Annotated in this window: 20 protein-coding genes and 4 pseudogenes; 10 read left to right on the top strand and 14 right to left on the bottom strand. The window is 62.9% G+C overall.

The annotated features are described in order from the left end of the window. Positions 1-15: 15 nt before the first annotated feature. Entirely contained in the window at positions 16-444 is a 429-nt protein-coding gene (locus ACHMW6_RS04800) for a VOC family protein (protein WP_395406009.1), read from the top strand. Positions 445-447: 3 nt separating this feature from the next. Further along, entirely contained in the window at positions 448-849 is a 402-nt protein-coding gene (locus ACHMW6_RS04795; RefSeq protein WP_395406007.1) for a VOC family protein, read from the top strand. A 113-nt stretch (positions 850-962) separates the two neighbouring features. Here the strand turns inward: ACHMW6_RS04795 and ACHMW6_RS04790 are convergent, their stop codons facing one another. The 7 genes and pseudogenes from ACHMW6_RS04790 to xapA form a co-directional block, all read right to left on the bottom strand. Further along, a complete protein-coding gene (locus ACHMW6_RS04790) occupies positions 963-2,180 on the bottom strand; it encodes a nucleoside deaminase (RefSeq protein ID WP_395406005.1) in 1,218 nt (405 codons plus the stop codon). Then, on the bottom strand, positions 2,181-2,585 hold the full coding sequence (locus ACHMW6_RS04785; protein ID WP_395406003.1) for a cytidine deaminase: 405 nt from the start codon (positions 2,583-2,585) through the stop codon (positions 2,181-2,183). Positions 2,586-2,664: 79 nt separating this feature from the next. Further along, the gene (gene deoA / locus ACHMW6_RS04780) at positions 2,665-3,987 is read right to left on the bottom strand and encodes a thymidine phosphorylase (protein ID WP_395406001.1); all 1,323 of its coding nucleotides are present in this window, start codon (positions 3,985-3,987) and stop codon (positions 2,665-2,667) included. A gap of 102 nt (positions 3,988-4,089) precedes the next feature. Continuing rightward, positions 4,090-6,478: pseudogene (locus ACHMW6_RS04775) on the bottom strand (aldehyde dehydrogenase family protein). A 12-nt stretch (positions 6,479-6,490) separates the two neighbouring features. After that, a complete protein-coding gene (gene deoC, locus ACHMW6_RS04770; RefSeq protein ID WP_395405999.1) occupies positions 6,491-7,453 on the bottom strand; it encodes a deoxyribose-phosphate aldolase in 963 nt (320 codons plus the stop codon). Continuing rightward, a complete protein-coding gene (locus tag ACHMW6_RS04765) occupies positions 7,450-8,643 on the bottom strand; it encodes a phosphopentomutase (protein WP_395405997.1) in 1,194 nt (397 codons plus the stop codon). The genes deoC and ACHMW6_RS04765 overlap by 4 nt, the downstream gene beginning before the upstream one ends. A 97-nt stretch (positions 8,644-8,740) precedes the next feature. Beyond that, a complete protein-coding gene (gene xapA, locus ACHMW6_RS04760; protein ID WP_395405995.1) occupies positions 8,741-9,532 on the bottom strand; it encodes a xanthosine phosphorylase in 792 nt (263 codons plus the stop codon). A 257-nt stretch (positions 9,533-9,789) separates the two neighbouring features. On the opposite strand from xapA, the gene ACHMW6_RS04755 reads away from it, so the two are divergent. From ACHMW6_RS04755 to ACHMW6_RS04745, 3 genes and pseudogenes are all read left to right on the top strand, one after another. Continuing rightward, on the top strand, positions 9,790-10,896 hold the full coding sequence (locus ACHMW6_RS04755) for a carbohydrate kinase (protein WP_395405993.1): 1,107 nt from the start codon (positions 9,790-9,792) through the stop codon (positions 10,894-10,896). A 3-nt stretch (positions 10,897-10,899) separates the two neighbouring features. Next, positions 10,900-11,810: pseudogene (locus ACHMW6_RS04750) on the top strand (pseudouridine-5'-phosphate glycosidase). A gap of 63 nt (positions 11,811-11,873) precedes the next feature. Beyond that, positions 11,874-12,770: a LysR family transcriptional regulator gene (locus ACHMW6_RS04745; RefSeq protein WP_395408531.1), complete on the top strand. Its 897-nt coding sequence runs from the start codon at positions 11,874-11,876 to the stop codon at positions 12,768-12,770. Here ACHMW6_RS04745 and pcp read toward each other — a convergent pair. From pcp to ACHMW6_RS04725, 4 genes and pseudogenes are all read right to left on the bottom strand, one after another. Then, positions 12,767-13,411, bottom strand: a complete 645-nt coding sequence (gene pcp, locus ACHMW6_RS04740) for a pyroglutamyl-peptidase I (protein ID WP_395405991.1) — start codon at positions 13,409-13,411, stop codon at positions 12,767-12,769. The two genes, ACHMW6_RS04745 and pcp, sit on opposite strands and share 4 nt — an antisense overlap. Then, positions 13,408-14,358, bottom strand: coding sequence for a DUF979 domain-containing protein (locus tag ACHMW6_RS04735; RefSeq protein ID WP_395405989.1), 951 nt, complete (start codon positions 14,356-14,358; stop codon positions 13,408-13,410). Before ACHMW6_RS04735 ends, pcp begins: the two co-directional genes overlap by 4 nt. Beyond that, positions 14,355-15,031, bottom strand: a pseudogene (locus ACHMW6_RS04730) (DUF969 domain-containing protein). The gene ACHMW6_RS04735 and the pseudogene ACHMW6_RS04730 overlap by 4 nt, the downstream one beginning before the upstream one ends. A gap of 137 nt (positions 15,032-15,168) precedes the next feature. Beyond that, positions 15,169-17,400 (bottom strand): TonB-dependent receptor, encoded by a 2,232-nt coding sequence (locus tag ACHMW6_RS04725; RefSeq protein WP_395405987.1) that lies wholly within the window; start codon positions 17,398-17,400, stop codon positions 15,169-15,171. A 458-nt stretch (positions 17,401-17,858) separates the two neighbouring features. Here ACHMW6_RS04725 and ACHMW6_RS04720 point away from each other — a divergent pair. The 5 genes and pseudogenes from ACHMW6_RS04720 to ACHMW6_RS04700 all read left to right on the top strand — a co-directional run. Continuing rightward, a pseudogene (locus tag ACHMW6_RS04720) lies at positions 17,859-18,437 on the top strand (BMP family protein); the annotation flags it as partial. Positions 18,438-18,480: 43 nt separating this feature from the next. Further along, a complete protein-coding gene (locus ACHMW6_RS04715) occupies positions 18,481-18,822 on the top strand; it encodes a BMP family protein (RefSeq protein ID WP_395405985.1) in 342 nt (113 codons plus the stop codon). An 81-nt stretch (positions 18,823-18,903) separates the two neighbouring features. Beyond that, entirely contained in the window at positions 18,904-20,433 is a 1,530-nt protein-coding gene (locus ACHMW6_RS04710) for an ABC transporter ATP-binding protein (RefSeq protein WP_395405983.1), read from the top strand. 2 nt (positions 20,434-20,435) lie between these two features. Continuing rightward, positions 20,436-21,512, top strand: a complete 1,077-nt coding sequence (locus ACHMW6_RS04705; protein ID WP_395405981.1) for an ABC transporter permease — start codon at positions 20,436-20,438, stop codon at positions 21,510-21,512. 4 nt (positions 21,513-21,516) lie between these two features. Beyond that, entirely contained in the window at positions 21,517-22,488 is a 972-nt protein-coding gene (locus ACHMW6_RS04700; protein WP_395405979.1) for an ABC transporter permease, read from the top strand. 203 nt (positions 22,489-22,691) lie between these two features. On the opposite strand, the gene ACHMW6_RS04695 is transcribed toward ACHMW6_RS04700, so the two are convergent. Genes ACHMW6_RS04695 through ACHMW6_RS04685 form a run of 3 tightly spaced genes read right to left on the bottom strand, consistent with a single transcriptional unit; the run spans position 22,692 to position 26,635 of the window. After that, the gene (locus ACHMW6_RS04695; RefSeq protein WP_395405978.1) at positions 22,692-23,738 is read right to left on the bottom strand and encodes a S1/P1 nuclease; all 1,047 of its coding nucleotides are present in this window, start codon (positions 23,736-23,738) and stop codon (positions 22,692-22,694) included. Continuing rightward, positions 23,735-24,982, bottom strand: coding sequence for a phospholipase D-like domain-containing protein (locus tag ACHMW6_RS04690; RefSeq protein ID WP_395405976.1), 1,248 nt, complete (start codon positions 24,980-24,982; stop codon positions 23,735-23,737). The genes ACHMW6_RS04695 and ACHMW6_RS04690 overlap by 4 nt, the downstream gene beginning before the upstream one ends. A 9-nt stretch (positions 24,983-24,991) precedes the next feature. Beyond that, positions 24,992-26,635, bottom strand: coding sequence for a bifunctional metallophosphatase/5'-nucleotidase (locus ACHMW6_RS04685; RefSeq protein ID WP_395405974.1), 1,644 nt, complete (start codon positions 26,633-26,635; stop codon positions 24,992-24,994). Between the last annotated feature and the right edge of the window lie 94 nt (positions 26,636-26,729).

Here is a 26,729-nt window from a genome sequence, read left to right as displayed (position 1 = left end):
ATCAGGGAGAGAATCATGACGAATATTCCAAAGCAAACACGCGCGACCATCATGCCTTGCCTGCGCTATCGCGATGCGCCGGCAGCCATCGAGTGGCTGTGCAAAACGCTGGGATTTGAACCCACCCTAGTAGTCCCCAATGAAGACGGCACCATCGCCCACGCCCAGCTTTCCTACGGCAACGGCATGGTCATGCTAAGCTCTATTTTCGATACGGAATATGGCCAGCTGATGAAACAGCCGGCCCAGATCGGCGGCTTCGTCACCCAGAGCGCCTACCTCGTGGTGCGCGATGCGGATGAAGTGCATGCACGCTGCGTGAAGGCGGGTGCACCTATCGTGATGGAGCTGAAAGATGAGGACTACGGCGGACGCGGTTTCACTTGCCGCGACCCGGAAGGCCACGTGTGGAGCATCGGCACTTATGACCCTTGGGAGAACTAAATAATGGGACGCACCGTTCACTTCGAGATCCAGGCATCGGACCCGCAGCAGCTGATCGATTTCTACGCCGGCATGTTCGGCTGGAGCTTCAGCAAATGGGAAGGCGGCGATTACTGGCTGGTCGGCACCGGCGAGGTGGGCCAGCCCGGCATCAATGGCGGCCTGCTGCCGCGCCGCGGACCACGCCCGGAAGAAGGAGCGAGCGTGAATGCGTTTGTCTGCACGGTGGATGTCGAGGATCTCGACAAGACGCTGGAGCAGCTGAAGTCACTCAACGGCGTGATCGCCGTGCCCAAGATGCCGGTGCCGGGCGTGGGCTGGCTGGCTTATGCCAAGGACCCGGACGGGAATATCTTCGGCATGATGCAGATGGATACCGCGGCCTCGTTCGAAAGCCACCAATAATCACGCACGGCGGATCAAACGATCCGCCCTACGCAATATTGGCGGAATTACGTGGCGTCGACGGGCCAACACGGCGTAGGGCGGATCATTGATCCGCCGTGCATGCGGACCGACTACGCGTCCAATGCCTCGATCAACGCCCGGTCGGCCACCTGCACCGGGCGAATCCTGATCAGATTCCGATACAAGGGCGGCATGCGTCCGCACAGCGCGTGCAGCTGCTCCTCGGCCATCCCCGGCACCACATACTGGAACTGATCCGGATTATTGCCCGGCAGCGCCCCCTCCATGGTCGACCCATAAGCGCCCAGGTTCATGAAACTCAGGGCGCTTTCGTCCGGCCCCAGCGCGAACACGAAGGTGCCATCCTTCGGGTGGCCAAGATACTGGCGTACCTCGGCCTGGGTTTGCGCATCCGCCCCCTCCATCAGCTTGTAGCGCAGCTGCGCATAAGCGCGCGTGCACTCCATGAACGCTGTACGGATGCCCGAATGCGTGTGGCGGCCGTGGCTGCACAGGATCAGGTTGCCGAAGGAATCCAGCAGGGCCACGGCATCGCCGCGCCCTGCCATGCCCTTGTCGCGCGTGCGCGCCGCCTGCAGGTAGGGCGCGAGGCCCGCATCGGGACGGCGCGGCTCGCACTTGTAGGTCAGCGCATCCGGGAAGGTGCGCTTCAGCGCGCGTACGATGGGATGGTCTTCCGGCAGCGTGGACGGGTCCTTCAGTTCTTGCTGCGGCGGGTCGATGTTGAACAGATCCATCACGCCGGTGGACGTGGCCTCGAACACCAGTGAGCACAGCGCCTGCGTCGGCTCGGCGATGGTCTTGCCGATGAAGAAGGGCTTGGGCGAAGCCCCCGCCCCACGCCGCGCGTAGGACGAAGTCCCCAGCACGGCCGGATAGGAGAATGTCGCTTCCGCCTGCGGTTGCAGTGTCGACGGCAGCGAGGGGAAGAAGGCGGAGCCGTTGTAGTTGATGCCTGCCTTCTGGTCCGGCGCGGCGACGACCACGTTGAAACCGCCGGACAGGATCGCGCCCGTGCACATCGCGCAAGGATCGAGCGAGGTCACGATGGTGATCTCTTCCGGCGGCGGCAGCTCGCGGCCCTTGGCGCGTTCGGCGTAGTACCAGTCGATCAGCTGGCGTTCGCCGTGCGCGGTCGGGTCATAGATCAGGCCATGCTTGATGACGTTGTTGTGCAGCGACTTCAACACGTTGCCGTGCTGGTCCAGCATCACGCCGCCGACACCAAAGGTGCCCTGCGTTTTGGCTGCGATGGCTTCGGAGGCCGCAATGGCCACCGCCGCCTGAACGTCGATCGTACGCTTCATTTACTTCTTCAAGTCCCAGCCACCGAAGGCTTCCGGCAGCAGCTCGGCCGCCGTCGTTTCGCGGATATCGCCTTTCAGGTTGGTCAGCACCACGGGCAGGTCGTTGCCGCCCATCTCCAGCGTGACCTGGCGGCAGGCGCCGCAAGGAGCGATCGGCTTATCCGTTTCACCGACGACGACCAGCTTGTCGAAATCGCCCGGCTTATAACCATGCGCGACGGCGCTGAAGAAGGCAGTGCGCTCGGCGCAGTTGCACAGGCCATAGGAGGCGTTTTCCACGTTACAGCCGTGGAAAACCTTGCCGTCCCTGGTCAGCAGCGCGGCGCCAACCTTGAAGTTGGAGTATGGCGTGTAGGCCTTCAGGCGCGCGGCCTTGGCTTCTTCTATCAGCTGTTCGTTATTCATTTGCTTGCTCCTTTTAAAACCAACGGCGTAACCCTGGTGTCCGACACATCGTGTCAGACACCTGTCCTTGCCGTGGGTTCTAAGGACGGATCGTACGGTAGACGATAGGGTTGGCAGCAGGCGCCGCATCGGCGATCGTATACGCAGCTTGGATCTCGCGCACCGCCTGCTCGGCCGCGGCCTGCGTGCGCGCGTGCACCATGGCCAGCGGCTGGCCGGCCTGCACCGGCTGCCCCAGTTCCACCAGATCAGTAAGTCCAACCGCAAAGTCGATCGCATCGGTCGGGCGCTTGCGGCCGCCGCCCAGCGAGACCACGGCCAGGCCGATATCGCGGCACACGGTTTGCGCAGCGTAGCCGGAACGCAGCGCCGGAGCCGGTACCACGATAGGCGCCTTCTCCAGATGCTTGTCCATGTTCTCCACCAGGTCAGCAGGACCGCCCAGCGCGCGCACCATGCGCGCAAAGCGCTCGGCCGCCTCGCCGGAATCCAGCGCATGCTGCAGCTTCGCGCGGGCGTCCGCCTCGTTCGCGGCCAGCTTGCCCAGCACCAGCATCTCGGCGCACAGCGCCATCGTCACTTCGTGCAGGCGCGCCGGACGGAACTTGCCGGTCAGGTAGTCGATCGCGCCGCGTACTTCCAGCGCATTGCCTGCCCATGGGGACAGGGATTCGTTCATGTCCGTCAGCAGGGCCGACGTCAGCGTGCCCGCACCATTGCCCACCTTGACGATGGACTCGGCCAGTTCAACGGATTTCTCATAAGTCGGCATGAAGGCGCCGGAACCCGCTTTTACGTCCATCGCCAGCACGTCCAGGCCCGCCGCCAGTTTCTTGGACAGGATGGAACCGGTAATCATGGCCACCGATTCCACCGTCGCCGTGACATCGCGGATCGAGTAGAAGCGCTTGTCGGATGGGGCCAGGCTCGCGGTCTGGCCGATGATGGCCACGCCCACGTCCTTGACCACTTCACGGAACTTCTCGTTGGTTGGAACGGTGGAGTAGCCGGGGATGGAGTCGAACTTGTCCAGCGTGCCGCCGGTGTGGCCCAGGCCACGGCCGGAAATCATCGGCACGAAACCGCCACAGGCGGCGATCATCGGGCCGAGCATCAGGCTGACCACGTCGCCCACGCCGCCGGTGGAGTGCTTGTCCATCACGGGGCCTGGCAGGTTCAGGTCCTTCCAGTTCAGCACTTCACCGGAGTCGCGCATGGCCAGCGTGAAGGCTACGCGCTCGTCCATGTTCATGTCGTTGAAGAAGACGGCCATCGCCAGCGCGGCAATCTGCCCTTCGCTGACGCTGTTGTCCGTGATGCCTTTGACGAAGAACTGGATTTCTTCAGCGCTCAGGGCGCCGCCGTCGCGTTTTTTGCGGATGATTTCCTGGGGGAGGTACATATTGTTTTTCTCTCGGTCTACTTGTCGTTGGCTGCTTATTAAACCCAAGGCTGAACTGGTGGCTGCCACGATGTGGCAGCCACCTGCTTTACGCCGTGGGTTTTAAACGCCGTACGGAATCCAGATGTTTTTAACCTGCGAAGCATGCGCCAGCACAGTGCGGCCGCCCGCTTGTGCGGTGCTGAACCAGTCGCGGCCCTTGGCCCCGCCGGTCCAGGTGCGCTTCAGCGAACCTGCGGGACAGCTTCTCCACCTCGGCGCAGCCTTCGGCCGAACCGTCGTGGCGCCACACGGCGTCCACGTCCGAGTGAGCAGCCAGCGTGCGCGCCAGTTCATCGGCCGAACCGGTGACGATATTGACCACGCCACCCGGCAGGTCCGACGTATCGAACACCTGGTACATATCGGTTGCCGACAGCGGATGCGCTTCCGAAGGCACAGCCACCACGCGGTTGCCCACGGCGATGGCCGGAGCCACCAGCGAGATAAAGCCCAGCAGCGGATTCTCGTTCGGGCACACGATGCCGATCACGCCGATCGCTTCGTTCAGCGCCACGGTGATGCCGTGCATCGGCGGCTGGTGCGCCAGGCCGTCATATTTGTCCGCCCATGCGGCCCAGTAGAACAGGCGTTCGATGGATGCCTGCACTTCTTTTTCGGCATTCTTGGTGCCGGTTTGGGCCGCGATGCGGGCTGCGAATTCCTCGCCACGGGCGGCCAGATTCTCGGCGATGTAATACAGCACCTGCGCACGGTTATGCGCGGTCGCCTTGGTCCAGCCGGTTGCCTTGTGGGCAGCTTCCACGGCGTTGCGGATGTCTTCGCGGTTGCCCTCGCCCACTTCGGCGATGAACTTGCCGTCCACGCCATGGATGGCGCGGGAGTAGGCGCCGTCCGGGCGGGCCTGCTTGCCGCCGATGTACAGCTTGGCGGTGCGGTCGATCGCGAACGGATCGGCAGCGATGGTCTGTGTTGCCTTGGCCTTGACCGGCTTCTCGAATACCGGCGCGGCAGGACGCGCGTCTTCCGACACAGGCACCAGGTACTCGAACATGCCTTCGCGGCCGCCTTCACGGCCATAGCCGGATTCCTTGTAGCCGCCGAAGCCGCACGAAGCGTCGAACTGGTTGGCGGTGTTGACCCACACCACGCCGGCCTTGATGGCAGGCGCCACGTCCAGCGCCAGCGAGATGTTCTCGGTCCACACGCAGGAGGCCAGGCCGTACACGGTATTGTTCGCCAGCTGCACGGCTTCAGCCGGGGTGCGGAAGCTCATCGCCACCAGCACCGGGCCGAAGATCTCGGCCTGCGCCACGGCGGCCGACGTGGAGGCGCCGGTGATCAGGGTCGGCGGGAACCAGGAGCCCGAAGCAGGCAGCTCGCAGCCGGCCGGCTGGTAAACCTCGCAGCCTTCGCTGCGCGCCGACTCCACCAGGCCCGCGATGCGCTGGCGCTGGATAGGATCGACCAGGGCGCCGATATCCATCGACTTGTCCAGCGGGGAGCCGAGGCGCAGATTATCCATGCGCGTCTTCAGCTTGGCCAGGAAGCGTTCTTCCACGGATTCCTGCACCAGCAGGCGGGAACCTGCGCAGCAAACCTGGCCCTGGTTGAACCAGATCGAATCGACCAGGCCTTCGACAGCGGCGTCCAGGTCCGCATCTTCGAAGACGATGAAGGGCGACTTGCCGCCCAGTTCCAGCGACAGCTTCTTGCCGGTGCCGGCGGTCGCTTCGCGGATGATGCGGCCAACTTCGGTGGAGCCGGTGAAGGCCAGCTTGTCGATGCCTTCGTGCTTGACGATGGCTTCGCCGGTGCGGCCGTCGCCGGTCACGATGTTCACGACGCCTGCCGGCACGCCGGCCTGCACGCAGATGTCCGCGAACAGCATGGCGCTCAGCGGCGTGAATTCGGCCGGCTTGAAGACGATGGTGTTACCGGCCGCCAGGGCGGAGCGATCTTCCACGCCAGCATCAGCAGCGGGAAGTTCCACGGTACGATCTGGCCAACCACGCCCACGGCGCGGTGCGCCGGGAATTCTTCGTCCAGCAGCTGGGCCCAGCCGGCGTGGTAGTAGAAGTGACGGGCCACCAGCGGCAGGTCGGCATCGCGGGTTTCGCGGATGGTCTTGCCGTTGTCCAGGGTTTCCAGCACGGCGAACAGGCGGGAATGCTTCTGCATCAGGCGCGCCAGCGCGTACAGGATCTTTGCGCGGCCATGGCCACCCAGCGCCTGCCAGCCCGGCAGCGCGGCACGTGCGGCCTGCACGGCGCGGTCCACGTCGGCAGCCGTGCCCTGGGGTCAGTTCGGCCAGCTGGGAACCATCGGCCGGGTTATAGGACGGGAAGGTTTCGCCCGGCTCGGTCCACGCGTTGTCGATGAACAGGCCGAATTTGCGGGAACGCTGGTCCAGCCACGCTTGCGCTTCTTTCTGGCTTTCTGGTGCGGGGCCGTAGTCCATGGTGTTGAGGATCTCGTTAATAGTTGGCATGGCGATGTCTTCTTAAGGTTGCGCGTGGCGGTGGGCGGCGGAGTAGGCGCCGGTCACATGGTGCTCCAGCTGGCGCTCGATGTCGGTCAGCAGGCTCGATGCACCGATGCGGAACAGGTGCGGCTCCAGCCATTCGTTGCCCAGTTCTTCCTTCATCACGGTCATGTATTGCAGCGCGGCCTTGGCGGAGCTCACGCCGCCGGCCGGCTTGTAGCCTACCTTGAAGCCGGTGCGCTCGTAGTATTCGCGGATCGCGCGCACCATCACCAGCGACACGGGGATGGTGGCGTTCACGCCTTCCTTGCCGGTCGAAGTCTTGATGAAGTCCGCGCCCGCCATCATGCAGACCCAGGAGGCTTTCGCCACGTTTTCCAGGGTAACCAGGTCGCCGGTCGCCAGGATGGCTTTCACGTGGGCGTCGCCACAGGCCTTGCGGTAGGCCAGCATTTCATCGTACAGGGCCTGCCAGTTGCCGGTGAGGACGTGCTGGCGGGTGATGACGATGTCGATTTCCTGGGCGCCTGCAGCCACGCTCAGTTCCACTTCGCGCACCTTGGTTTCCATATTCGTCAGGCCGGCCGGGAAGCCGGTGGACACGGCAGCAATAGGCAGGCGGCCTTTCAGCACCTTGTCCGCGTGCTGGATCATCTCGTGATAGACGCAGACGGCGCCCGTCATCACGTTGCGCTCCTGCAGGCCCAGCGCTTCCACCAGGTCCTGGCGCAGCGGGCGCATGGCCTTCATGCACAGGCGCTCGACGCGGCCCGGGGTATCGTCGCCAGACAGCGTGGTCAGGTCGATCAGTTCAATGGCTTTCACCAGCCAGGCGGCCTGGTACTCTTTCTTGACGGTGCGGCGGTTCGCCAGCGATGCGGCGCGGCGGTCCGCGGCGGCCTTGTTCACGTGGATGTGATTGAGCCAGCCCAGGTCGAGGCCTTGCGGCTCGTTGCGCTTGAAGTCAGTGATATTGCTCATAGAAGGTTGGTTCCGTTGGAAAGAGGTTTCACGCCAAGGTGGTGGGCAATGGTCTGGCCGATGTCGGAGAAGGTCTCGGAAATGCCGAGCGCCTGCGGCTTCACGTTCGGGCCGAAGAAGATCACCGGAATGTGTTCGCGCGTGTGGTCCGAGCCTGGCGAGGTCGGATCACAGCCATGGTCGGCGGTAATCACGCACAGGTCGCCGTCCTTCAGCCTGGCGATGAATTCAGGCAGGCGCGCATCCATTTCATGCAGGGCGTTCGAGTAGCCGGCCACGTCGCGGCGGTGGCCGAAGGCCTGGTCGAAGTCCACGAAGTTCACGAAGGTCAGGGACTTGTCGCCCGCTTCCTCCTCCGCCTTCAGCAACGCGTCGAACAGGGCCATATTGTCGGCGCCCTTCACCACGCGGCTCACGCCCTGGGCGGCGTAGATATCGCTGATCTTGCCCAGCGCGATGACCTCGCCGCCTTCGTTCTTCACGTGGTCCAGCAGGGTCGGCGCGTGCGGCGGCACGGCGTAGTCGTGGCGGTTGGCGGTGCGCTTGTAATCGCCGTTGGCGCCAACGAAGGGACGGGCGATGATGCGGCCGATGTTGTAGGGCTTCACCAGCTCATAAGCCTTCTCGCACATATCGTAGAGGCGGTCCAGGCCGAAGTGCTCTTCGTGCGCGGCGATCTGCAGCACGGAGTCGGCGGAGGTGTAGAGGATGGGCTTGCCGCTGGCGACGCTCTCGTCGCCCAGCTCATTGATGATGGTGGTGCCGGAGGCGTGGCAGTTGCCGAGGAAGCCCGGCACGCCGGTCAGCTCCTGCAGATTGTCCGTCAGCTCCTTCGGGAAGGAAGGCACGGTCTTGGGGAAGTAGCCCCAGTCGTAAGTGACGGGCACACCCGCGATTTCCCAGTGTCCGCTCTGCGTATCCTTGCCGGTCGATTGCTCGCGCGCCGCACCGTAGGCGCCCTTGAAGCCTTCGCGCTGAGCGAAGCCGGCGGCCCATTCGCCGCTGGCGGCTTGCGCGGCGGCGGCCAGGCCCAGGCCCTCCATGGTCGGAAGGCTCATCGGCTTGCCCTCTTTCGCAGCCCAGGCTGCGATGTGGCCGAATGTGTTGGTGGCGGCGTCGCCATACTGCTCGGCATCCGGCGTGGCGCCGATGCCGAAGGAATCTAACAGAAGGATGAAGGCGCGGGACATGGTAAGCCTCGATAAGATTCAAAACCCAAGGCCTGAAACAGGTGGCTGCCACGATGTGGCAGCCACCAGGTTTAAGCCGTGGGTTCTAATGGATGCATTATGCTTTTGGCGTTTGAGCTACATTCGCCAGATAAGCCAAGATTAGCTTGATCAGGCTTTCCGCGCCGATGGCGGCATACTTCAGGGTCTGCTCGTGCGACAGCGGGAACGGCGACAGGCCTTCGGCCAGGTTGGTGACCACGGAAACGCCAACCACCTTCAGGCCGCAGTGGCGGGCCGAAACGACTTCCGGCACCACGGACATGCCCACCACATCCGCACCCAGCGTCTTGAACGCGCGGATTTCAGCAGGAGTCTCGAAGTTGGGGCCCGGATAAGCAATGTACACGCCTTCGTGCAGCGTGATGCCCTGCTCGGCCGCGGTGGACTGCAGCAGGGAACGCAGATCAGCATCGTAAGCATTCGCCATCGAGAAGAAGCGCGGGCCGAAACGCTCGTCGTTCGGGCCGATCATCGGGGTGCCCGGCAGGTAGTTGATATGGTCGTTCAGCGCCACCAGGGAACCCGCATCCACTTCGGGACGCAGCGAACCGGCGGCATTGGTTACGAACAGGAATTCGCAGCCCAGCAGCTTCAGGGTACGCACAGCGCTGGTCATCACGCCCATGCCATAGCCCTCGTAGAAGTGGCCGCGGCCCTTCAGGCACACCACCGGCACGCCTGCCAGCGTGCCCATGACCAGCTGGCCGGCGTGGCCGTGCACGGTGCTGATCGGGAAGCCCGGCAGCTCATCGAAGCCGATGGCGACGGAATCGGTCATCTGCTCGGCCAGCACGCCCAGGCCGGAGCCCAGGATCAGTGCAGCGCGCGGCTGGAAGTTCGCCGGCATACGCGCGCGAATGATGGCGGCTGCCTGAAAATGGGGTATTAGACATGTATTCCTCGTTCTTTTATTGGATGAATTCGGCGGGCGTACGAACGTACTGCGACACTATGCATCATCGTCTATATGTATGGCAAATACCATTTTTCTTTGCCATTTATACGGTTACCATATAAATTAGTTCCTATTATAGGGAGGCGCCCCAATTGACACCGCGCGGACAAATGTTTAGCATCACAAACAAATGTTTACTGCGAATTTCCGTGAGCGAACCTTCCCGTAAAGAACAGCTGCTGGACCTGATCCGGGCCAATCCCTTCATTTCCCAGCAGGAACTGGCGGAGCAGCTGGCCATGTCCCGCTCGGCGGTGGCCGGCCATATCGCGACCCTGATCCGCGAGCGCCGCCTGCTGGGCCGCGCCTACGTCTTCCCCGACCGCCGCCCCGTGCTGTGCATTGGCGCCGCCAACCTCGATCGCAAGCTGCGGCCCCTGCAACCGCTGCAGATGGGCACCTCGAATCCCGCCAGCGCGGAGGAAAGTTTTGGCGGCGTGGCGCGCAATATCGCGGAGAACCTGGCCCGCCTCGACCTGCCCTGCGGCCTGCTGACGGCCCTGGGCGACGACTCCTCCGGCCGCGCCCTGCGCGCCCAGGCGGAATCGTCCGGCATCGACATGGCGGGCAGCCTGCAGCTGAATGGCATGGGCAGCGGCACCTACACCGCCGTGCTGGATGCGAAAGGTGAGCTGGTGGTGGCCCTGGCCGACATGGCGCTGTACGACATGCTGACGCCGCCCTTCCTCGCTTCGCGCCAGCCGCAGCGCACCGCCGCCGCGATGGTGATCGCCGACCTGAATCTGCCCCTGGACTCGGTGGCGATGCTGCTGTCCGACGCGCGCGAAAGCGGCGTGCCGCTGGTAATTGTGGCGGTGTCGCAGCCCAAAATGGCGCGCCTGCCGCGCGACCTGCGCGGCCTGAAGCTCTTAATATTGAACCGCGGCGAACTGGAAACGCGCGTGGGCCGCGCCCTGCCTACCGAGGCTGACGTGCAGGAAGCCTGCCGCGAAGTGCAATCGCAAGGCGCGCAGCAGGTGATCGTGACCTGCGGCGCGCAAGGCGTCTATCACACGATGCCGGAAGGCTTGCACTGGCTTGCCGCGCATGACGCCAAGGTGGTGGACGTGACCGGCGCCGGCGACGCTTTCTCCGCCGCCGTCTGCTGGTCGCTGGTGCAGGAAGCCGGCGACCTGCACCTGGCCTGCGAACGCGGCCTGCTGGCCGCTGCGCTCACCCTGGAAAGCCCGCACACCGTATCGCCCGCGCTGTCCGCTGAAAAGCTGGGCGCGCACACTCCTCTCGAAAGGGACTGAATCATGCAGCAATTCCTCTCCTTCTCTCCCGAAGTCGCGAACGCACGCGCAACGGGCAAGCCCGTCGTGGCGCTGGAATCGACCATCATCTCGCACGGCATGCCCTACCCGCAGAATGTGCAGACGGCGCGCGAAGTGGAACAGATCGTGCGCGACCACGGCGCGGTGCCGGCCACCATCGCCATCATCGGCGGCAAAATCTGCGTGGGGCTGACGGATGAACAGCTTGAGATGCTGGGCAATTCGCCCGATGCATTGAAGGTGAGCCGGCGCGATCTGGCTTATGTGCTGTCCCAGTTCAAGCTTGGCGCCACCACGGTGGCTGCGACCATGATCTGCGCACAGCTGGCCGGCATTCCCGTTTTCGTCACCGGCGGCATCGGCGGCGTGCACCGCGGCGCCGAGAAGAGCTTCGATATCTCGGCCGATCTGCAGGAACTGGCTCAGACCAATGTCGCGGTGGTGTGCGCGGGCGTGAAATCCATCCTGGACATCGGCCTCACGCTGGAATACCTGGAAACCCAGGGCGTGCCGGTGGTCAGCGTCGGCCAGCCGGGCTTCCCCGCCTTCTTCACGCGCGAGAGCGGCTTCAATGCGGACTTCCGCCTCGACACGGCTGCCGACCAGGCATCCTTCCTGCGCACCAAGTCGGCAACTTGGCCCTGAAAGGCGGCGCCGTGATCTCCGTCCCGGTACCTGAAGCGGACGCGATGCCGAAAGAAGAAATCGACCGCATCACCGTGCAGGCGCTGGAGGAAGCCGAGCAGAATGGCGTGACCGGCAAAGCCGTCACCCCCTTCCTGCTGGCGCGCATCAAGACGCTGACGGAAGGCCGCAGCCTGATGACCAACATCGCGCTGGTGAAAAACAATGCCCGCGTCGGCGCCGAACTCGCCCGCGCTTTGGCTGTATGACTCGCCGCAACGCGTAGGGCGGATCATTGATCCGCCGTGCTGAAACGACCACCATCGCAGACCATGTCCATCGACCTCAAACAGCTCCGCTACTTCCTCGCCGTCGCCGAAGAAAAAAGCTTCAGCCGCGCCGCCGAACGCCTGCACATATCCCAGCCCCCGCTCAGCCAGCAAATCATGAAGCTGGAAGCGGAACTGGGCGTGAAACTGTTCGCGCGCACCACCCGCACCTTCGAACTCACCGTGGCCGGCAAGGCGCTGATGCAGGAAGCTGCGGAGTTGCTGGGCAAGATGCGCATGACCATCGACACCGTGCGCCAGATCGACCGCGGCGAAGTGGGCCGCCTGCGCGTCGGCATCGTGGGCTCGGCGATGTGGGGGCCGATCCCCAGCATGCTGGAAGAATTCCAGAGCAAATATCCGCGCGTGACCTGGACCATCCACGAGCTCGGCCCCACCGTGCAGTACGACGCACTGCGCGCCAAGCAGATCGATGTCGGCTTCTGGCGCGAGCCGAGGCTGGACGAGGATGAACTCAAGCGCGACAACCTCAAACAGGAACTGTGCTTCCGCGAGAATGTCTGCGTGGCGGTGAACGAACATCACCCGCTGGCGAAGCAGGAATCGATCGAGCTGAAGGACATTGCCGATGAACCGATGCTGACGCTGGCGCTCGACAAGTCTTCCTTCCCGCGCTACCTGATCCAGTGCTGCGTGAAGGCCGGCTTCCAGCCGACGGTGTTCCAGGAAGCGAACGAGCCGCAAACCCTGCTGGCCATGGTCGGCGCCGGCCTGGGCGTGACCCTGATGCCGGAAACGACCAGCCGCATCGGCTGGCCGGGCGTGGTCTTCCTGCCGATCCGCAATCCGCCCTCGGCCAACCTGTATATCACCTACACGACGATGGACGACGCCCCCGTGGTGCGCGCCTTCCGCAACATCATCAACCCTGCCGCCTAGTGTGTGGCACCGCCGGCGGCGGCGATGTCCGCCCCGGTGGCAAGCCCGGTGCGCACGGCGATGCGCAAACCCTCGACCATGCTGGCCAGCGACATGCTGGCCGCACCCGGATGCGCGGCCGCCTGTTCGGGCAGGAACGGTATGTGAATAAAGCCCGCCCTCACGTCGCCCCGTCCCGCCAGCGCATGCATCAGCCCATAAAACACGTGATTGCAGACGAAGGTGCCCGCCGTTTGCGATACCGACGCCGGCAGCCCGGCGGCGCGCAGTTCGCGCACGATCGCCTTGATCGGCAGCGTGGAGAAGTAGGCTGCCGGGCCATCAGCGACGATGGGCTGGTCCACCAGCTGCTGCTGGCGGTTGTCGCGGATCGGCGCGTCATCCACATTGATCGCCACGCGCTCAATCGACATATCCACACGGCCACCCGCCTGGCCGACAGCGATGACCAGGTCGGGCCGCAGGTCGGCAATGGCGGCGCGGATGTCGGCAATCGCGGCGCCGAATACGCAGGGAAGCTGGCGCACTTCGACAACGAAATCGCCCTCGCGCCAGCCCTGTAGCGCGCGCACCGCTTCCCATGCGGGATTGATGATCTCTTGGTTGAACGGCTCGAAGCCGGTAAGCAGGACAGTCTTCATAACAATACATACAGCAGGACGATGTTCACGAACAGCAGCGGCAGCGCGGTCGGAATCTGGGCCTTGATGACGGCGTTCCGGTCCGGCAGATCAAGCAACGCTGCGGGAATGATATTGAAGTTGGCGGCCATGGGCGTCATCAGCGTGCCGCAGTAAGCGCTGAACATGCCGATTGCCGCCATCATGGCGGGATTGGCGCCGAACTGGTGAACCAGCACAGGAATGCCCACGCCGCCCGCCATCACGGGGAAAGCGGCAAAGCCATTGCCCATCACGATGGTGAACAGCGCCAGGCCGATGCAGTACACCGCCACCGCCACCAGTGGCGATTGCAGGCCGATATAAGACGTGGTCACATGCGCGACCGCCTTGCCGACGCCAGCCTCGGTAAACAGCAGGCCAAGCACGGCCAGCATATGCGGCAGCACCAGCGCCCAGCTCATCGCGTCCACCAGGCGACGCGATTCGCGGCCCGCCTGCAGCGGGGTGGCACGCGTGAGCCAGCATGCGACTGCGACGGCGATGATGGAGGCGCAGCCAAGGCTGGCCAGCGTCAGGTGCTTCTGGTCGAGCAGGAAGCTGCCGTCTATCTTCACATCCTTCAGCAGCGTCGCGCCGAGCATGGTCACCGCCGGAATGACCAGCGCCGGCAGGATCAGCTTGTGCTGCAGTCGCGCGGCGCTGGCGCGGCGCGTTTCCTCGGGCAGCACATCCGGCTTGCCGCTGCGGACGCCGCCGAATCCGGCCAGCAGCGCCATCGCCACCATCATTGCGCCCGCAAATGCCGGCGGCAACACGTCGCCGGCCAGGTAGATCACGGCATACAGGGCCCAGAACAGGGACGTCGTCCAGCGCCGCGGATTGCTGCGGTCCAGCGCCGACATCACGGACACCAGCGCCAGCATCACGCCCAGCAGCCAGTAGAAATATTCGACCCGGATAATCATGGCTTGCGGCCCAGGTAGCGGTCCAGCCGGTACAAGCGCCAGGCGTGGATGATGAAGGCGGAGATCGCAGTAGGAATGCCCACATCGCCATGAGCAGCGGGTTGACCTCGATGCCCTCGGCGCGCAGGATGGTCTGCATCAGCACAATGGCGCCGAAGGCCACGAAGATGTCTTCGCCGAAGAACAGGCCGACGTTATCGGTGGCGGCGGCCATGGCGCGGATGCGGTAGCGCTGCTCTTCCGTCAGCTCCGGATGGCGCTGCTCGGCTGCGCCCTCCGCCATCGGCGCCACCAGCGGGCGCACCATCGAGGGATGACCGCCCAGCGAAGTGAGGCCCAGCGCGGCGCTGATTTCGCGGATGGCGAGATAGACAATCAGAAGGCGCCCTGCCGTCGCGGAATGCACACGTGCGATCGCGGACTGCGCATATTCGCGCAAGCCGAAGCGCTCCAGCAGGCCGATGGCGGCCAGCGGCAGCAGGTAGATCATCGGCAGGTTGCGCGTCTTGATAAAGGCTGTGCCGAGCGAGGCAAGCAGGTGGTCGAGCGGCATGAAGGCCGCGAAACCTGTCGTGAAACAGGCAGCGGCGACGACCAGCACAGGGTGCAGCCGCAGCAGGAATCCGAGAACGATGACGGCTACGCCGAGCAGGGGCCAGAGGTTTGGGTGCATGGCGCTATCTTACGCTTAAAACCCGAGGCGTAACCCTGGTGTCTGCCACGATGTGGCAGACACCTGCTCTTTGCCGTGGGTTGAAAAAAGCCGCCGGCTGGTTAGGCGGGCGGCTTTCATGCGGCATCAGGAAACGATCAGAAGTTCGCCTTGAACTGCACGCCGTAAGTGCGCGGTTCGTTCACGATGCCGGTCAGGTTGTTGAAGTCGATCGCGGCGATCAGCTGCTCGCGGCCGGTGATGTTGCGGCCGTAGGCGGCGATTTCGTACTTGCCGTCTGCCCACTTGTAGCCTACGCGCAGGCCACCTTCCAGCAGGGACTTGGCCTTGTATTCCTTGGCTTCGTACAGGAACATATTGTACTTGTCGCGGTAGGACCAGTCGGTGTAAGCGTAAGCTTCGCCATTGCCAACCGGACGGCTGTAGCGCAGGGTGAAGTTGCCCACCCACTTAGGTGCGCGTGGCAGCGGGTTGCCGTCGATCAGGGCGGCGCCGGAAGCGTTGCGCGGGTTGGTCACGGTGCAGCCGTTACCGCAAGGGACGACGAACAGGTTCGGGTCCTTGATTTCGGTATCGTTGTAGCTGGCGCCCACGGTCATGCGCAGGTCTTCGGTGATGATGGTCTGCAGATCCAGTTCGAAGCCCTGGCCTTCAGCACGGTTCGCATTGACCAGACGGTTCTGGTTGACGGAGCCCGAACCTGCGGTCAGCTGCAAATCCTTCACGCGGTACTTGAACACGGTCGCGGACAGGCGTGCACGCTTGTTCAGGAAGTCCTGCTTGACACCGAATTCGCCGGACAGGTTCTTCTCGGAGGCACCCACCGAGATATCGTCGCCGAACAGCACGCGGCCCTGGATGGACGGAGCGCGGTAGCCGGTCGCTACGCGGCCGTACAGGTTGGTGTCCTTGTTCAGCTCATAGGTGGTGCTCAGGTCCCAGCTGACATTGGTGTCTTGCGGATGGGCGGTCTTCGGACCGACATTTGCGCCGCCGAACGGGGTCAGGGTGCGGGCTGCAACGAAGTCCTTCTTGTCGTCGGTGTAGCGGATACCGGCGCGCACTTTCCATACATCGGTGATGGCGTAGTTGGCGGAACCGAACACTGCGTAGGAACGCGAATTCTGGGTCTGCTGTGCATAGCCGTTGATTACGCCGCCGCCCAGGGTGTCAAAGTTGAAGGAATCGACGGTGATGTCTTCCTTGAAGTAGTAGACACCGGCGGTCCACTGCAGGCGGTCCTTGGTGTTGGACTCGACGCGGAATTCCTGGGAAATCTGCTTGTGGTCCGGCAGGCCGTCGGCGGTCTCGGAAGTGAACGGGATGAAGGCTGGAGCCGGGCCGGAGGTGGCGCCGACGCCGTAGCCGCCGTCCACGTCGGCGCGGCTGTAGAACTTGGCCTTTTCGTAGCCGGTGATCGAGTGCAGGGTGTAGCCCGGCAGGTCGTAGCGCAGGGTCAGGCTGGAACCGGTCACTTTCAGCTTCTGGACATTGAAGCCGTCGGTCGGGTAAGAGCCGTAGTCGAAATTGTCGACCAGCTCATTGGTGCCCTTCTTGATGATGCCGGCGCGGAACAGGGTTGCGCTGCCGTCCATATCGCGGTGGTGGATATTGAACAGGGCGCTGAATTCCTTGGTCGGCTTGAACAGCACCTGCACGCGGGCGGCGTTGTCCTTGTAGCCTTCGAAGTCCTGGGTGCCGGTGATGCGCGGGTTGTGCACGCGGTCGTCACGGGACTGGGACTGCAGCGAGACGCGGGTGGAGATCATCTCGTTGATCGGCATATTGAACGCGCCTTCGGCGTTGAACACACCATCCTTACCGAAACCGGCGGATACATAGCCTTCCTGCTTGTTGGTCGGCTTCACGGAGTCGAACTTGATCACGCCGGCTGGGGAGTTACGGCCGAACAGGGTGCCTTGCGGGCCGCGCAGCACTTCAATCTGTTCCACGTCGAAGACCGGGAAGCCTTTCAGCATCGGGCTTTCCTGCACCACACCGTCGTACACCAGGCCAACCGGCTGGGAAGCGTTCAGGTCGAAGTCAGTGTTGCCCAGGCCGCGGATATAGAAACGCGGGAAGGAACGGCCGAAGTCGGATTCGACGTTCAGCGACGGGGTACGGCCGGACATGAAGCGGATGTCGTCGCCGCCGGCGGTCAGCACGTCCAGTTTCTCGCCCTTCATGGTCGAGATCGACATTGGCACTTCTTTAATGTTCTCGGCGCGGCGGTTCGCGGTAACGATCACGGTTTCCAGCTGTCCAGACACTTTTTGCTCTGGCTGGGTAGCGGTGGTGTCCTGGGCCAGGGCGGGGAAAGCGCTAGCCACAGCCAGCGCCATCAAAGTGCATTTAATGGTGGTGTTCATTAACTTATATGTCCAATCTTTATTTAAAAGTAAAGGAATTCTGATTTTTAAGGGCGAATCCTAGCACGGGTAAGACTGTCGGAAAATTACCAGGAGCAACCACCTATTAAGATGATATCGATATAAATAAACAAGAAAAAACGTATTTGCCATACATATAACCCGTACTGCATAGTACTGAACGAAGATTTACCCCGGCGAAAGCCATTAAATCAATATTGCCATTTCAATACGTGCTTAAAAATTGGTCAGGTAATCTTTAAGCAAAATTGTATAAATCGTTGTTACGAGGCGACAGGACGTAAGACAATGAATTTCCCAGTGGAAATTTCTTTTTGCGCCGCAGTATAAGAAAGACTGGCGGAAGGTGGATGAAGGGCCCGCAAAAACTATACAATAGCGAACCTCCAGGAGTGTCTACATGAAAATCAAACAACTTAGCATGATGATCGCCGCTTTTGCGGTCGCAGCCAGCGCATCCGCGGGCCGACCCGAAGCTGGGCATCGTCTACGATGCGGGCGGCAAGTTCGACAAGTCCTTCAACCAGTCCGCCTTCGAAGGCGCGTCGCGCTTCTCCAAGGATACGGGCGTCAAGTTCATCGAAGTGCAGGCTTCCAGCGACACGCAGGCCGAACAAGTGCTGCGCGGCCTGGCCCGCAAGAACCTGGACCTGATCGCGTCTATCGGCTTTGCCCAGACGCAAGCCGTGCAGAAAGTCGCGAAGGAATTCCCGAAAGTGCGTTTCGTGCTGATCGACGGCGTTGCCCAGGGCAATAACGTCAATTCCGTGACGTTCAAGGAAGAAGAAGGCTCCTACCTGGCGGGTGTGGCGGCTGCGCTGGCATCCAAGTCCAAGAAGCTCGGCTTCATCGGCGGCATCGATATCCCGCTGATCCGCACCTTCGCCTGCGGCTATGCACAAGGCGCGAAAGCCACCGACAAGAAATCGGAAGTGTTCTCCAATATGGTAGGCACGACTTCGGCGGCCTGGAATGACCCGGCCAAGGGCGGCGAACTGGCCCGCTCGCAATTCGACCGTGGCGTGGACGTGGTGTTTGCCGTGGCCGGAGGTTCCGGCCTTGGCGTATCTGCAGACCGCCAAGGAAAAAGGCAAGCTGTCCATCGGCGTCGACTCCAACCAGAACAACCTGTATCCCGGCTCCGTGCTGACTTCGATGGTCAAGCGTGTGGACAACGCCGTGTACGACTCCTTCATGCAGATGAAGAACGGCACCTGGAAGGCCGGAGTGACCGCCAAGGGCATCAAGGAAGGCGGCGTGGACTGGGCGCTGGACGAGCACAATCGCAAGCTGATCACGCCAGAGATCGAAAAGAAAGTGCTGGGCGCGCGCAAGGACATCATCGATGGCAAGATCAAGGTCATCGACATCCGAGCTACCAACGCCGCCTGCCCGGCCTAATTCGCTTTCCCTTTAACGAGAACGCGCCGACGGGGATACCCGTACGGCGCGTTTTTCAGTAAATACGACCTGAAAATCCTTATGCAGCCAGCTGTTGAATTCCGCAATATCTCCAAGCACTTTGGAGCGGTAAAGGCGAATACGGACGTCAGCTTCAGCATCGCCAAGGGGGCCGTCCACGGCCTGGTGGGCGAGAACGGGGCAGGCAAATCGACGCTGATGAGCATCCTTTACGGGTACTACCATGCAGATGGTGGCGAGATCCTGTTGGATGGCAAAGTCCAGCATATCCGCACCTCGCAGGAAGCGATTCGCCTGGGCATCGGCATGGTGCACCAGCACTTCATGCTGGTCGAAAACATGACCGTGCTGGACAACGTGATGCTGGGCACCGAAGGCGGCTTCCAGCTGAAAGCCCACCGCGCGGAAGCGGAACGCAAGCTGCGCGAAATCTGCGAACGCTATCGCCTGGACGTCGATCCGCTGGCGACCATCCACGACCTTTCCGTGGGCGCCCAGCAGCGCGTGGAAATCCTGAAGCAGATCTACCGTTCGGCCAACATCCTGATCCTGGACGAGCCGACCGCCGTGCTGACCGCGCAGGAAACGGAATCGCTGTTCGAGATCCTCAAGCTGTTCAAGGAACAGGGCAAGACCATCATCCTGATCACCCACAAGCTGCAGGAAATCATGGACATCACGGACACCGTGACCGTGATGCGCGGCGGCCGCGTGGTCGGCGCCGTGCAGACCGCGGAAACGTCCAAGGAAGAACTGGCGAACATGATGGTGGGCCGTCCCATCGAGAACAACCTGCCGCGCGCGCCCTACAACCCGGGCAAGCCGGTGCTGGAAGTGAAGAACCTGCAGCTGGAGGACGATAACGGCGTCAAGCTGCTGCAGAACATCAACTTCACCCTGCGCGCCGGCGAAATCGTGGCGATTGCGGGCGTATCCGGCAACGGCCAGTCGGAGCTGATGGAAATTCTGTCCGGCATGAGCCTACCCACTGCCGGCGAAGTCGATTTCGAAGGCCAGCCCCTGCCCTACGGCAGGCGCCACGACGCCGACGGCCTGCCGACCAAATTCCGCGAGCTGGGCATCGGCCACGTGCCGGAAGACCGCCTGCGCGACGGCGTGATCAAGAACTTCTCCGTGATGCAGAACACCTTCTTCGGCTACCAGGACAAGGTGAAGAACAAATGGGGCCTGATCGACTTCAAGGGCATCGCCCAGCGTTGCGCCGGCCTGCTGAAGGAGTTCGACGTGCGTCCGCCCAATCCGGACCTGCGCATCGGCCTGCTCTCCGGCGGCAACCAGCAGAAGGTCGTAATTGCGCGCGAAGTGCTGGCCCAGCCCAAGCTGATGCTGGTCGGCCAGCCCACCCGCGGCGTGGACATCGGCACCATCGAATCCATCCACACCCAGCTGCTGGCCCTGCGCGACGCAGGCGTGGCCATCCTGCTGGTGTCGGTGGAACTGGAAGAAGTGCGCGCCCTGGCCGACCGCATCCTCGTGATGTGCGGCGGCGCTATCACCGGCGAACTGAAAATCGACGAATTCGACACCACCCGCATCGGCCTGCTGATGGGCGGCATGCATAAACACTGACCATGACCACGAACGATATGCCACGCTGGGCAACCGGCTTTGTCCTGCCCATCCTGAACCTGCTCTCCGCGCTGCTGGTGGCCGCGCTGGTGATTCATTTGCTGGGCGAGGACCCGCTGGAATCCATGCAGATCCTGATCAACAGCGCCATCGTCAATCCGGAAGGCTTGTCCTACACGCTGTTCTACGCTTCGACCTTCGTGTTCACCGGCCTGGCCGTGTCGGTCGCGATGCAGGCGGGCCTGTTCAATATCGGCGCGGAAGGCCAGATGTATTTCGGCGGCCTGGGCCTGACGCTGGCCATGCTGGCCTTCGACGCCACCCTGCCCTGGTATCTGCTGATCCCGGCCGGCATCATCGGCGCCGCCCTGTTCGGCGCGCTGTGGGCGTTCATTCCGGGCTACTTGCAGGCCAAACGCGGCTCGCACATCGTGGTGACCACCATCATGTTCAACTTCATCTGCGCTTCGCTGATGAACTTCGTGATCGTGAAATACCTGATCCCGGCCGGTGAGCAGAACACCGCCTCGCGCGTGTTCTCGGCCGCCGCCGAAATGCCGCGCCTGAACACCTGGTTCCCCGTGCTGGGCGACACGCCGCTGAACGTGAGCTTCCTGTTTGCCATCGTGGCGCTGGTGATCTACGGCGTGGCCGTATGGCGTTCGTCCTGGGGCTACAAGCTGCGCGCCACGGGCCTGAACAAGCACGCGGCCCACTATGCGGGCGTGAAGATTTCGGCCATGATCATCGCCACCATGGCCATCTCCGGCGCGCTGGCTGGCCTGGGCTCGGTCAACTCCATCCTCGGCTCCACCCATTACCTGTCGCTGAACTTCGTCGGCGGCGCAGGCTTCGTGGGTATCGCGATCGCGCTGATGGGCCGTCAGCATCCGGTGGGCATCCTGCTGTCCGCCGTGCTGTTCGGCGCCCTGATCCAGGGCGGCTTCGACCTCTCGCTGGAAAAGCCGAACATCCCGACCGAAACCTTCATCTTCATCCAGGGCCTGATCATCCTGTTCTGCGGCGCGATGGAAAACCTCTACGCACCGGCTCTCATCAAGCTGCTGAAAAAGGGCTAATACCATGACTCTCGACGATCTGCATCTCGGCTCCATCGTAGTTTCCACCGTGCGCAATGCGCCGGTGCTGATTTTCGCCGCCATGGCCGGCCTGTTCTCCGAACGCTCCGGCGTGATCGACATCGGCCTGGAAGGCAAGATCCTGGCATCGGCCTTCGTCTCCGCCGCCGTCGCCTTCGCGACGAAAAACCCCTGGCTGGGCATCCTGGCCGGCATGGGCGTCTCCGTCGCGCTGGCATTGCTGCAGGGCTTCGTGGCGGTTACACAGAAGGGTAACCAGCTGGTGGCTGGTATCGCCATCAATATCGCGATGAGCGGCCTGACCTTCGTGCTGGCGCAATACTTCTTCCAGCAAGGCGGCCGCACGCCGGACCTGGGTGAGGCCCGCCTGTTCGACGTAGTGCTGCCGGGCAGCGATGCGGTGGCCGATGTGCCGGGCCTGGGCTGGATTTATACCAAGCTGATCGGCGGCCACTCTGTACTGGTCTACCTGGCCTTCCTGCTGGTGCCACTGGTGCACTGGGTGCTGTATCACACCCGCTTCGGCCTGCGCCTGCGCGCCTGCGGCGAAAACCCGCATGCAGCGGATGCGGCCGGCGTATCGGTCGAACGCACCCGCTACACGGCCGCACTGATCGCGGGCGTGCTGTGCTCCTTCTCCGGCGCCTATCTTGCCATCGTGCAGTCGGGCTTCTTCCTGCGCGATATGTCGGCCGGCGCCGGCTACCTGGCGCTGACGGCCATGGTGTTCGGCAACTGGCGTCCCGTCTACACCTTCCTCGGCTGCCTGATGTTCGGCTTTTTCGGCGCCGTGCAAATCCAGCTCGAGGGCGTGGACCTGCCGGTGATCGGCCGCATTCCAGGCGCGCTGATTCAGATGGTGCCTTATGTCGTGACCGTGATCGTGCTGGCGGGCCTGATGGCGAAATCGGTGGCGCCGAAAGCAATCGGCGTCCCGTTCGTCAAGTCCCGATAGGCCGAGTCGCGCTAAGACGACAGGGCAAAAAAAACCCCGCTGCGGCGGGGTTTTTTCATTGTATCCAGTCAGTCAGAGGACTATATTGCAAGGAAGCGGGGGGAGATTGATGAGCTGGCACAGAAGACCAGCGCGCGGACCTGGGCGGTTACCGCGCCCTCCCCTCCGCCCTTTTGCACACGGCCGCAACGGCCGCTGCACAGTCAAGGCCAGATCTTCTGCAGCATGGCGGCAAGGTGGTAGCCGCCCTTGACCAGCTGTTCGCGTGCAATTGCGGAGGAAGGTACGGGGTAGTTGTCGGGCACTGTCATCGCCCACACGGTATAGCTTTCGCCGGTGCTGCGGCTGGTCTGCTTGCTGGCCGCACCGACACTCACGTCAGCGTAAGCCTGCTTCGAAACGACCAGCGCATCATTGGCCCATTGGTAGGGCCAGCTTGCCACTTCGCCCGTACTGGCGGCGATCGTCGGCTTGCTGTCCACGGCCCATTGCGCGAACTGTTCCGGCGTGCGCTTGCTGGTGCGGCGCATCGCGTAATCGACGACGGTGGTGTCCCAATAGGAGTGGAAAGGCTTGGTCGGGAATTTCGATGCTTCCGGCGGCACATCGGCCGGCGGAATCAGCTTCGCGCTCGATACTGCCAGCGCCGCTTCGTCCATCTGCAGGTTGTTGCCGCCGCGCGAATCGAAGATGTTCAGCGAATCGATTTCTTCATGCGTCTTCGGCACAACGAATTTGCCGTCCTTGCTGACAAAAGCTGCGCCCACATGGAGCGGCTGGTGGATGTCGCCGGCCAGGTGGGTCAGGATCAGCAGCGCCTGGCGCTTGCTGAACTTGTGCGGGTTGGTTTCCGGCGTGTCCTTGTTCTGCAGGACGAGCACCGCCTGCTTCATCGTCTGCACGATATCGACATCGGCCGTGCCTACGCCGTGGTCGTGGTATTCGTTCAGCTGGAACGGCACGTCCGTGTAGTGGTACTCGGAGTGCTGCGGGTTCGCGTTCACATACTCGACCATCTCCGGCGATTGCGGGCCGCAGTAAGTGCCCTTCACGCAGTCGGCCCAGTTGGCGATCGATTCCAGCGACTCGCCCGGCTGCAGCAGGGCCTGCACCTGCTTTTCCGCATTGCTGCCCTTGATCAGCTTATCGGCAATGGAGCCGACCACGCGGTGGCCGGCATTGCCCCAGGCAGCTGCATTCGTCGAGATGAAGGCGGCGCCGATGGCCGCGATGACTGCAAGCTTTTTCATTCCTCTTTACCTTTGCTTGGTTTCGGGTAGTTCTTGTTCACGTCCAGCGGCTGCGCGTATTGCGAGCTCCAGGTTTGTTCATGCAGCGCTGCCAGGCGCTTCGCCATCTGCTCGTTGCGCATCACCACTTCGATATTGCGCGACAGGTCGAAGTAGCCGCCCGACCAGTTGCTGGTGCCGACCCAGGCCAGCTTGTTGTCGATGACCATGGTCTTGCTGTGGATGACGCGCGCGAACGGGATGAAGCCGGTGGACGCTTTCGGCAGCGTGACCACGCGGATTTCCACGTTCGGCAGCAGGGCCAGACTCTTGAGGTAAGCCTGTGCAGGCGTTTCAAGGTTCCAGTTGGAGACCATCAGCTTGATTTTCACGCCGCGGTTGGCGGCGGCGCGCACGGCGTTGTCGATCACCGCGTAGTAAGGGCGCGTGCCTTTCGGGCCATAGCTCAGGGGCGCGTAGTCGAGCAGTTGTACGCGGACCTCTTCCTTCGCATCGGCCAGCAGGGCCGGCAAGGTGAGTTCGGAGTCCAGCACGCCGGGTGGATTGAAGGCGGCCGGGCTGGAGAGCAGCGTGGCCGCTTCGCCGGTGACGCTTGCATCTGCGCGTGGCGCGGCCGACGCCAGCACAGCGCCTTTCGCCTGCAGCGGCGCCACAGTCTTGCCCTGCGCGAGGGCGGCTTGCGCGGCCCAGTCCTGCTCGAAAATCGCCTGGACTTCGCCGACGATCTTCGGCTCCGTAATGCGCAGTCCCGTTTCGTGGATGTGAGTGAAGGAGCGCCAGTCGAAATTCTGGCTGCCGACGAAGGCGTTGGCGCGGTCCACGATCAAGTACTTGGCGTGGATGATGCCGTTGCCTGTCAGCTTGTTATAGTCCAGCACGCGGAATTCGAGATTCGGAATCGCCTTGATGCGCTCCAGCGTAGAAGCTTCGGACAGGCCGATGCCCTTCTGGTCCAGCAGGAAGCGGATCTTCACACCGCGCTTGCCGGCCGCTTCCAGGCGCTCGATCACGCGCTCGAAGGGCGCGCCCGGCTTGCTGGCTGCGTAGAACTGGCCGATGGCGATCTCGGTCTTTGCATTGTCGAACAGCTCCGACCAAACGGTGATCGGATCGCGCAGGTCGTCGCTGTGCAGCGTGGTTTCGACGGGTACGGTCTGCACCAGTTCAAAGCCCGGGATGCGGAAGTCCGCATGGGCGCTGCCGAAAGCGGCGGCCAGTGCGGCGGCGAGAATAAAGCGGCGCATAGTAATCCTTTAGTTAACGTGCATGAAGCGCTGTGTTGCGGCATGTTCGCCCACGGGACGGCGGTCGTTCTCGCGGCGCACCAGGTACTGCGCCAGCGAGTCCACATCGCGCACGCCCGTCTTGACGCGGTTCGTACCCAGCTTGAAGGTGGTGAAGCCGTCACCACCGGCGGCAATGAAGCCATTGGCCGCCACGCGGTAGCTGTTGCTGTCCTCGATACGCACGCCGTTCAGCGTCACGCTGTCCGGCACGATGCGCTCGCCCACGGGTTTGCGCGTGTCGTACTGGTAAGTGAAGCCTTCGGAGACTTGCAACAGGCCGCGCTTTTCCCACTGGGAGCCTATCCACTGCTCCTCCAGCAGCGCGCGGATCTGGGCGCCTGTCATATTCATCACCACCAGCTCATTCCCGAACGGCAGCACAGCCTGCACATCGCCCATCGAGGCGACATTGCCGGCCTTCGTTTCCAGGTTGGCGCGCACGCCGCCCGTATTCATGAAGGCGATCTGAGCGCCCCAAGGGCGGGCCGCATACAGCGTGGCGTCCGCCAGCACCTGCCCCATGGGGGATTCTTCGGAATCCTTCATCAGCTCCTTGTCGATGGTCGAGGCGCCCAGTGTGGCGACCGGCGTGGCCAGCGCGGCTTTGCTGCGTTCACGCACGGCAGCGACAAATTCACGGGCTTTCGGTTCGTCGCCGAAACGGCCTGGCTCCATCACCACGTTGCGCGCGCTGACATCGACCAGCGCGCCGGTCTGCTTGTCCACCATCATGCGGATGCGCGACAGCATATGGCCGCCCATCTCCGCCTGCGTCACCACACGGCCATCGACTTTGCACACATACCCGAAATGGGAATGGCCGCTGACCACCAGGCGGATAGCCGGATCGAGGCGCTTGACCACGTCCACGATATCGCCAGTCAGGTCGTCGCAATACGCGCCGGCTTCGCTGTCGTGGGCGCGCTTACCGCCCTGATGGATCAGCACCACGAACACGGTGGCGCCCTGCTCGCGCAATTGCGGCAGCAGCTTGTTGATGGCCTGCGCTTCGTCCGTGATCTGCAGGCCACCGATCCCGCTGGCGGCAACCAGTTCCGGCAAATCCTTCAGCACGGCGCCGATGAAGGCGACCTTTACGCCTTTCACATCCTCGATGCTGTAGCCAGGCAGCAATGGCGCGTTGCTGCGCGTGTCGATGACGTTGGCGGCGAGGTAGCCGAACTTTGCGCCATCGTAGACGGGCGCATATTTGCAAGCCTTGTCCGGGCGCGGCGAAGCGCAACCGCCCTTCACCTGGCGCATCAGCTCAACGCGGCCCTGGTCGAATTCGTGATTACCCACCGAGGTCACGCGCATGCCCAGCATGTTCAGCGCGGCGATGGTCGGCTCGTCCGCCCACATGGCGGACATGGCGGGGCTGGCGCCGATCATGTCACCGGCGCCCACCAGCACCAGTTCCGGATCGTCCTTGCGCCAGTCCTGCAGCGCCGCGGCGATGGTATCGATGCCGCCGGCCTTGCCGCCGTTGAAGCGCGAAGCTTCGAGGTGGCCGTGCAGGTCATTCAGGGCAACGAGATTGAGTTCGACCTGGTCGGCGGGCCGGAACGCAGCGCAGCCGCTCAGCAGGGCCGCAAGTAGCAAAGGCCGCAAGGAAGATCGCATGGCAGAAAACAAAAAAGCAAAGAATCCATTGTACAAACAAAAGGGCCGGTGTTTCCACCGGCCCCGTGTATCAAACTATATC

The sequence above is a fragment of the Pseudoduganella sp. UC29_106 genome (genome assembly GCF_044055365.1).
Classification (GTDB): Bacteria; Pseudomonadota; Gammaproteobacteria; order Burkholderiales; family Burkholderiaceae_D; genus Rugamonas.
This window is presented reverse-complemented; position numbering and strand designations above follow the sequence as displayed.

Coding starts and splice junctions, on each gene's coding strand:
- ACHMW6_RS04800 (WP_395406009.1), top strand. CDS start 16: ATGACGAATATTCCAAAGCAAACACGCGCGACCATCATGCCTTGCCTG.
- ACHMW6_RS04795 (WP_395406007.1), top strand. CDS start 448: ATGGGACGCACCGTTCACTTCGAGATCCAGGCATCGGACCCGCAGCAG.
- ACHMW6_RS04790 (WP_395406005.1), bottom strand. CDS start 2,180: ATGAAGCGTACGATCGACGTTCAGGCGGCGGTGGCCATTGCGGCCTCC.
- ACHMW6_RS04785 (WP_395406003.1), bottom strand. CDS start 2,585: ATGAATAACGAACAGCTGATAGAAGAAGCCAAGGCCGCGCGCCTGAAG.
- deoA (WP_395406001.1), bottom strand. CDS start 3,987: ATGTACCTCCCCCAGGAAATCATCCGCAAAAAACGCGACGGCGGCGCC.
- deoC (WP_395405999.1), bottom strand. CDS start 7,453: ATGAGCAATATCACTGACTTCAAGCGCAACGAGCCGCAAGGCCTCGAC.
- ACHMW6_RS04765 (WP_395405997.1), bottom strand. CDS start 8,643: ATGTCCCGCGCCTTCATCCTTCTGTTAGATTCCTTCGGCATCGGCGCC.
- xapA (WP_395405995.1), bottom strand. CDS start 9,532: ATGCCGGCGAACTTCCAGCCGCGCGCTGCACTGATCCTGGGCTCCGGC.
- ACHMW6_RS04745 (WP_395408531.1), top strand. CDS start 11,874: ATGTCCATCGACCTCAAACAGCTCCGCTACTTCCTCGCCGTCGCCGAA.
- pcp (WP_395405991.1), bottom strand. CDS start 13,411: ATGAAGACTGTCCTGCTTACCGGCTTCGAGCCGTTCAACCAAGAGATC.
- ACHMW6_RS04735 (WP_395405989.1), bottom strand. CDS start 14,358: ATGATTATCCGGGTCGAATATTTCTACTGGCTGCTGGGCGTGATGCTG.
- ACHMW6_RS04725 (WP_395405987.1), bottom strand. CDS start 17,400: ATGAACACCACCATTAAATGCACTTTGATGGCGCTGGCTGTGGCTAGC.
- ACHMW6_RS04710 (WP_395405983.1), top strand. CDS start 18,904: ATGCAGCCAGCTGTTGAATTCCGCAATATCTCCAAGCACTTTGGAGCG.
- ACHMW6_RS04705 (WP_395405981.1), top strand. CDS start 20,436: ATGACCACGAACGATATGCCACGCTGGGCAACCGGCTTTGTCCTGCCC.
- ACHMW6_RS04700 (WP_395405979.1), top strand. CDS start 21,517: ATGACTCTCGACGATCTGCATCTCGGCTCCATCGTAGTTTCCACCGTG.
- ACHMW6_RS04695 (WP_395405978.1), bottom strand. CDS start 23,738: ATGAAAAAGCTTGCAGTCATCGCGGCCATCGGCGCCGCCTTCATCTCG.
- ACHMW6_RS04690 (WP_395405976.1), bottom strand. CDS start 24,982: ATGCGCCGCTTTATTCTCGCCGCCGCACTGGCCGCCGCTTTCGGCAGC.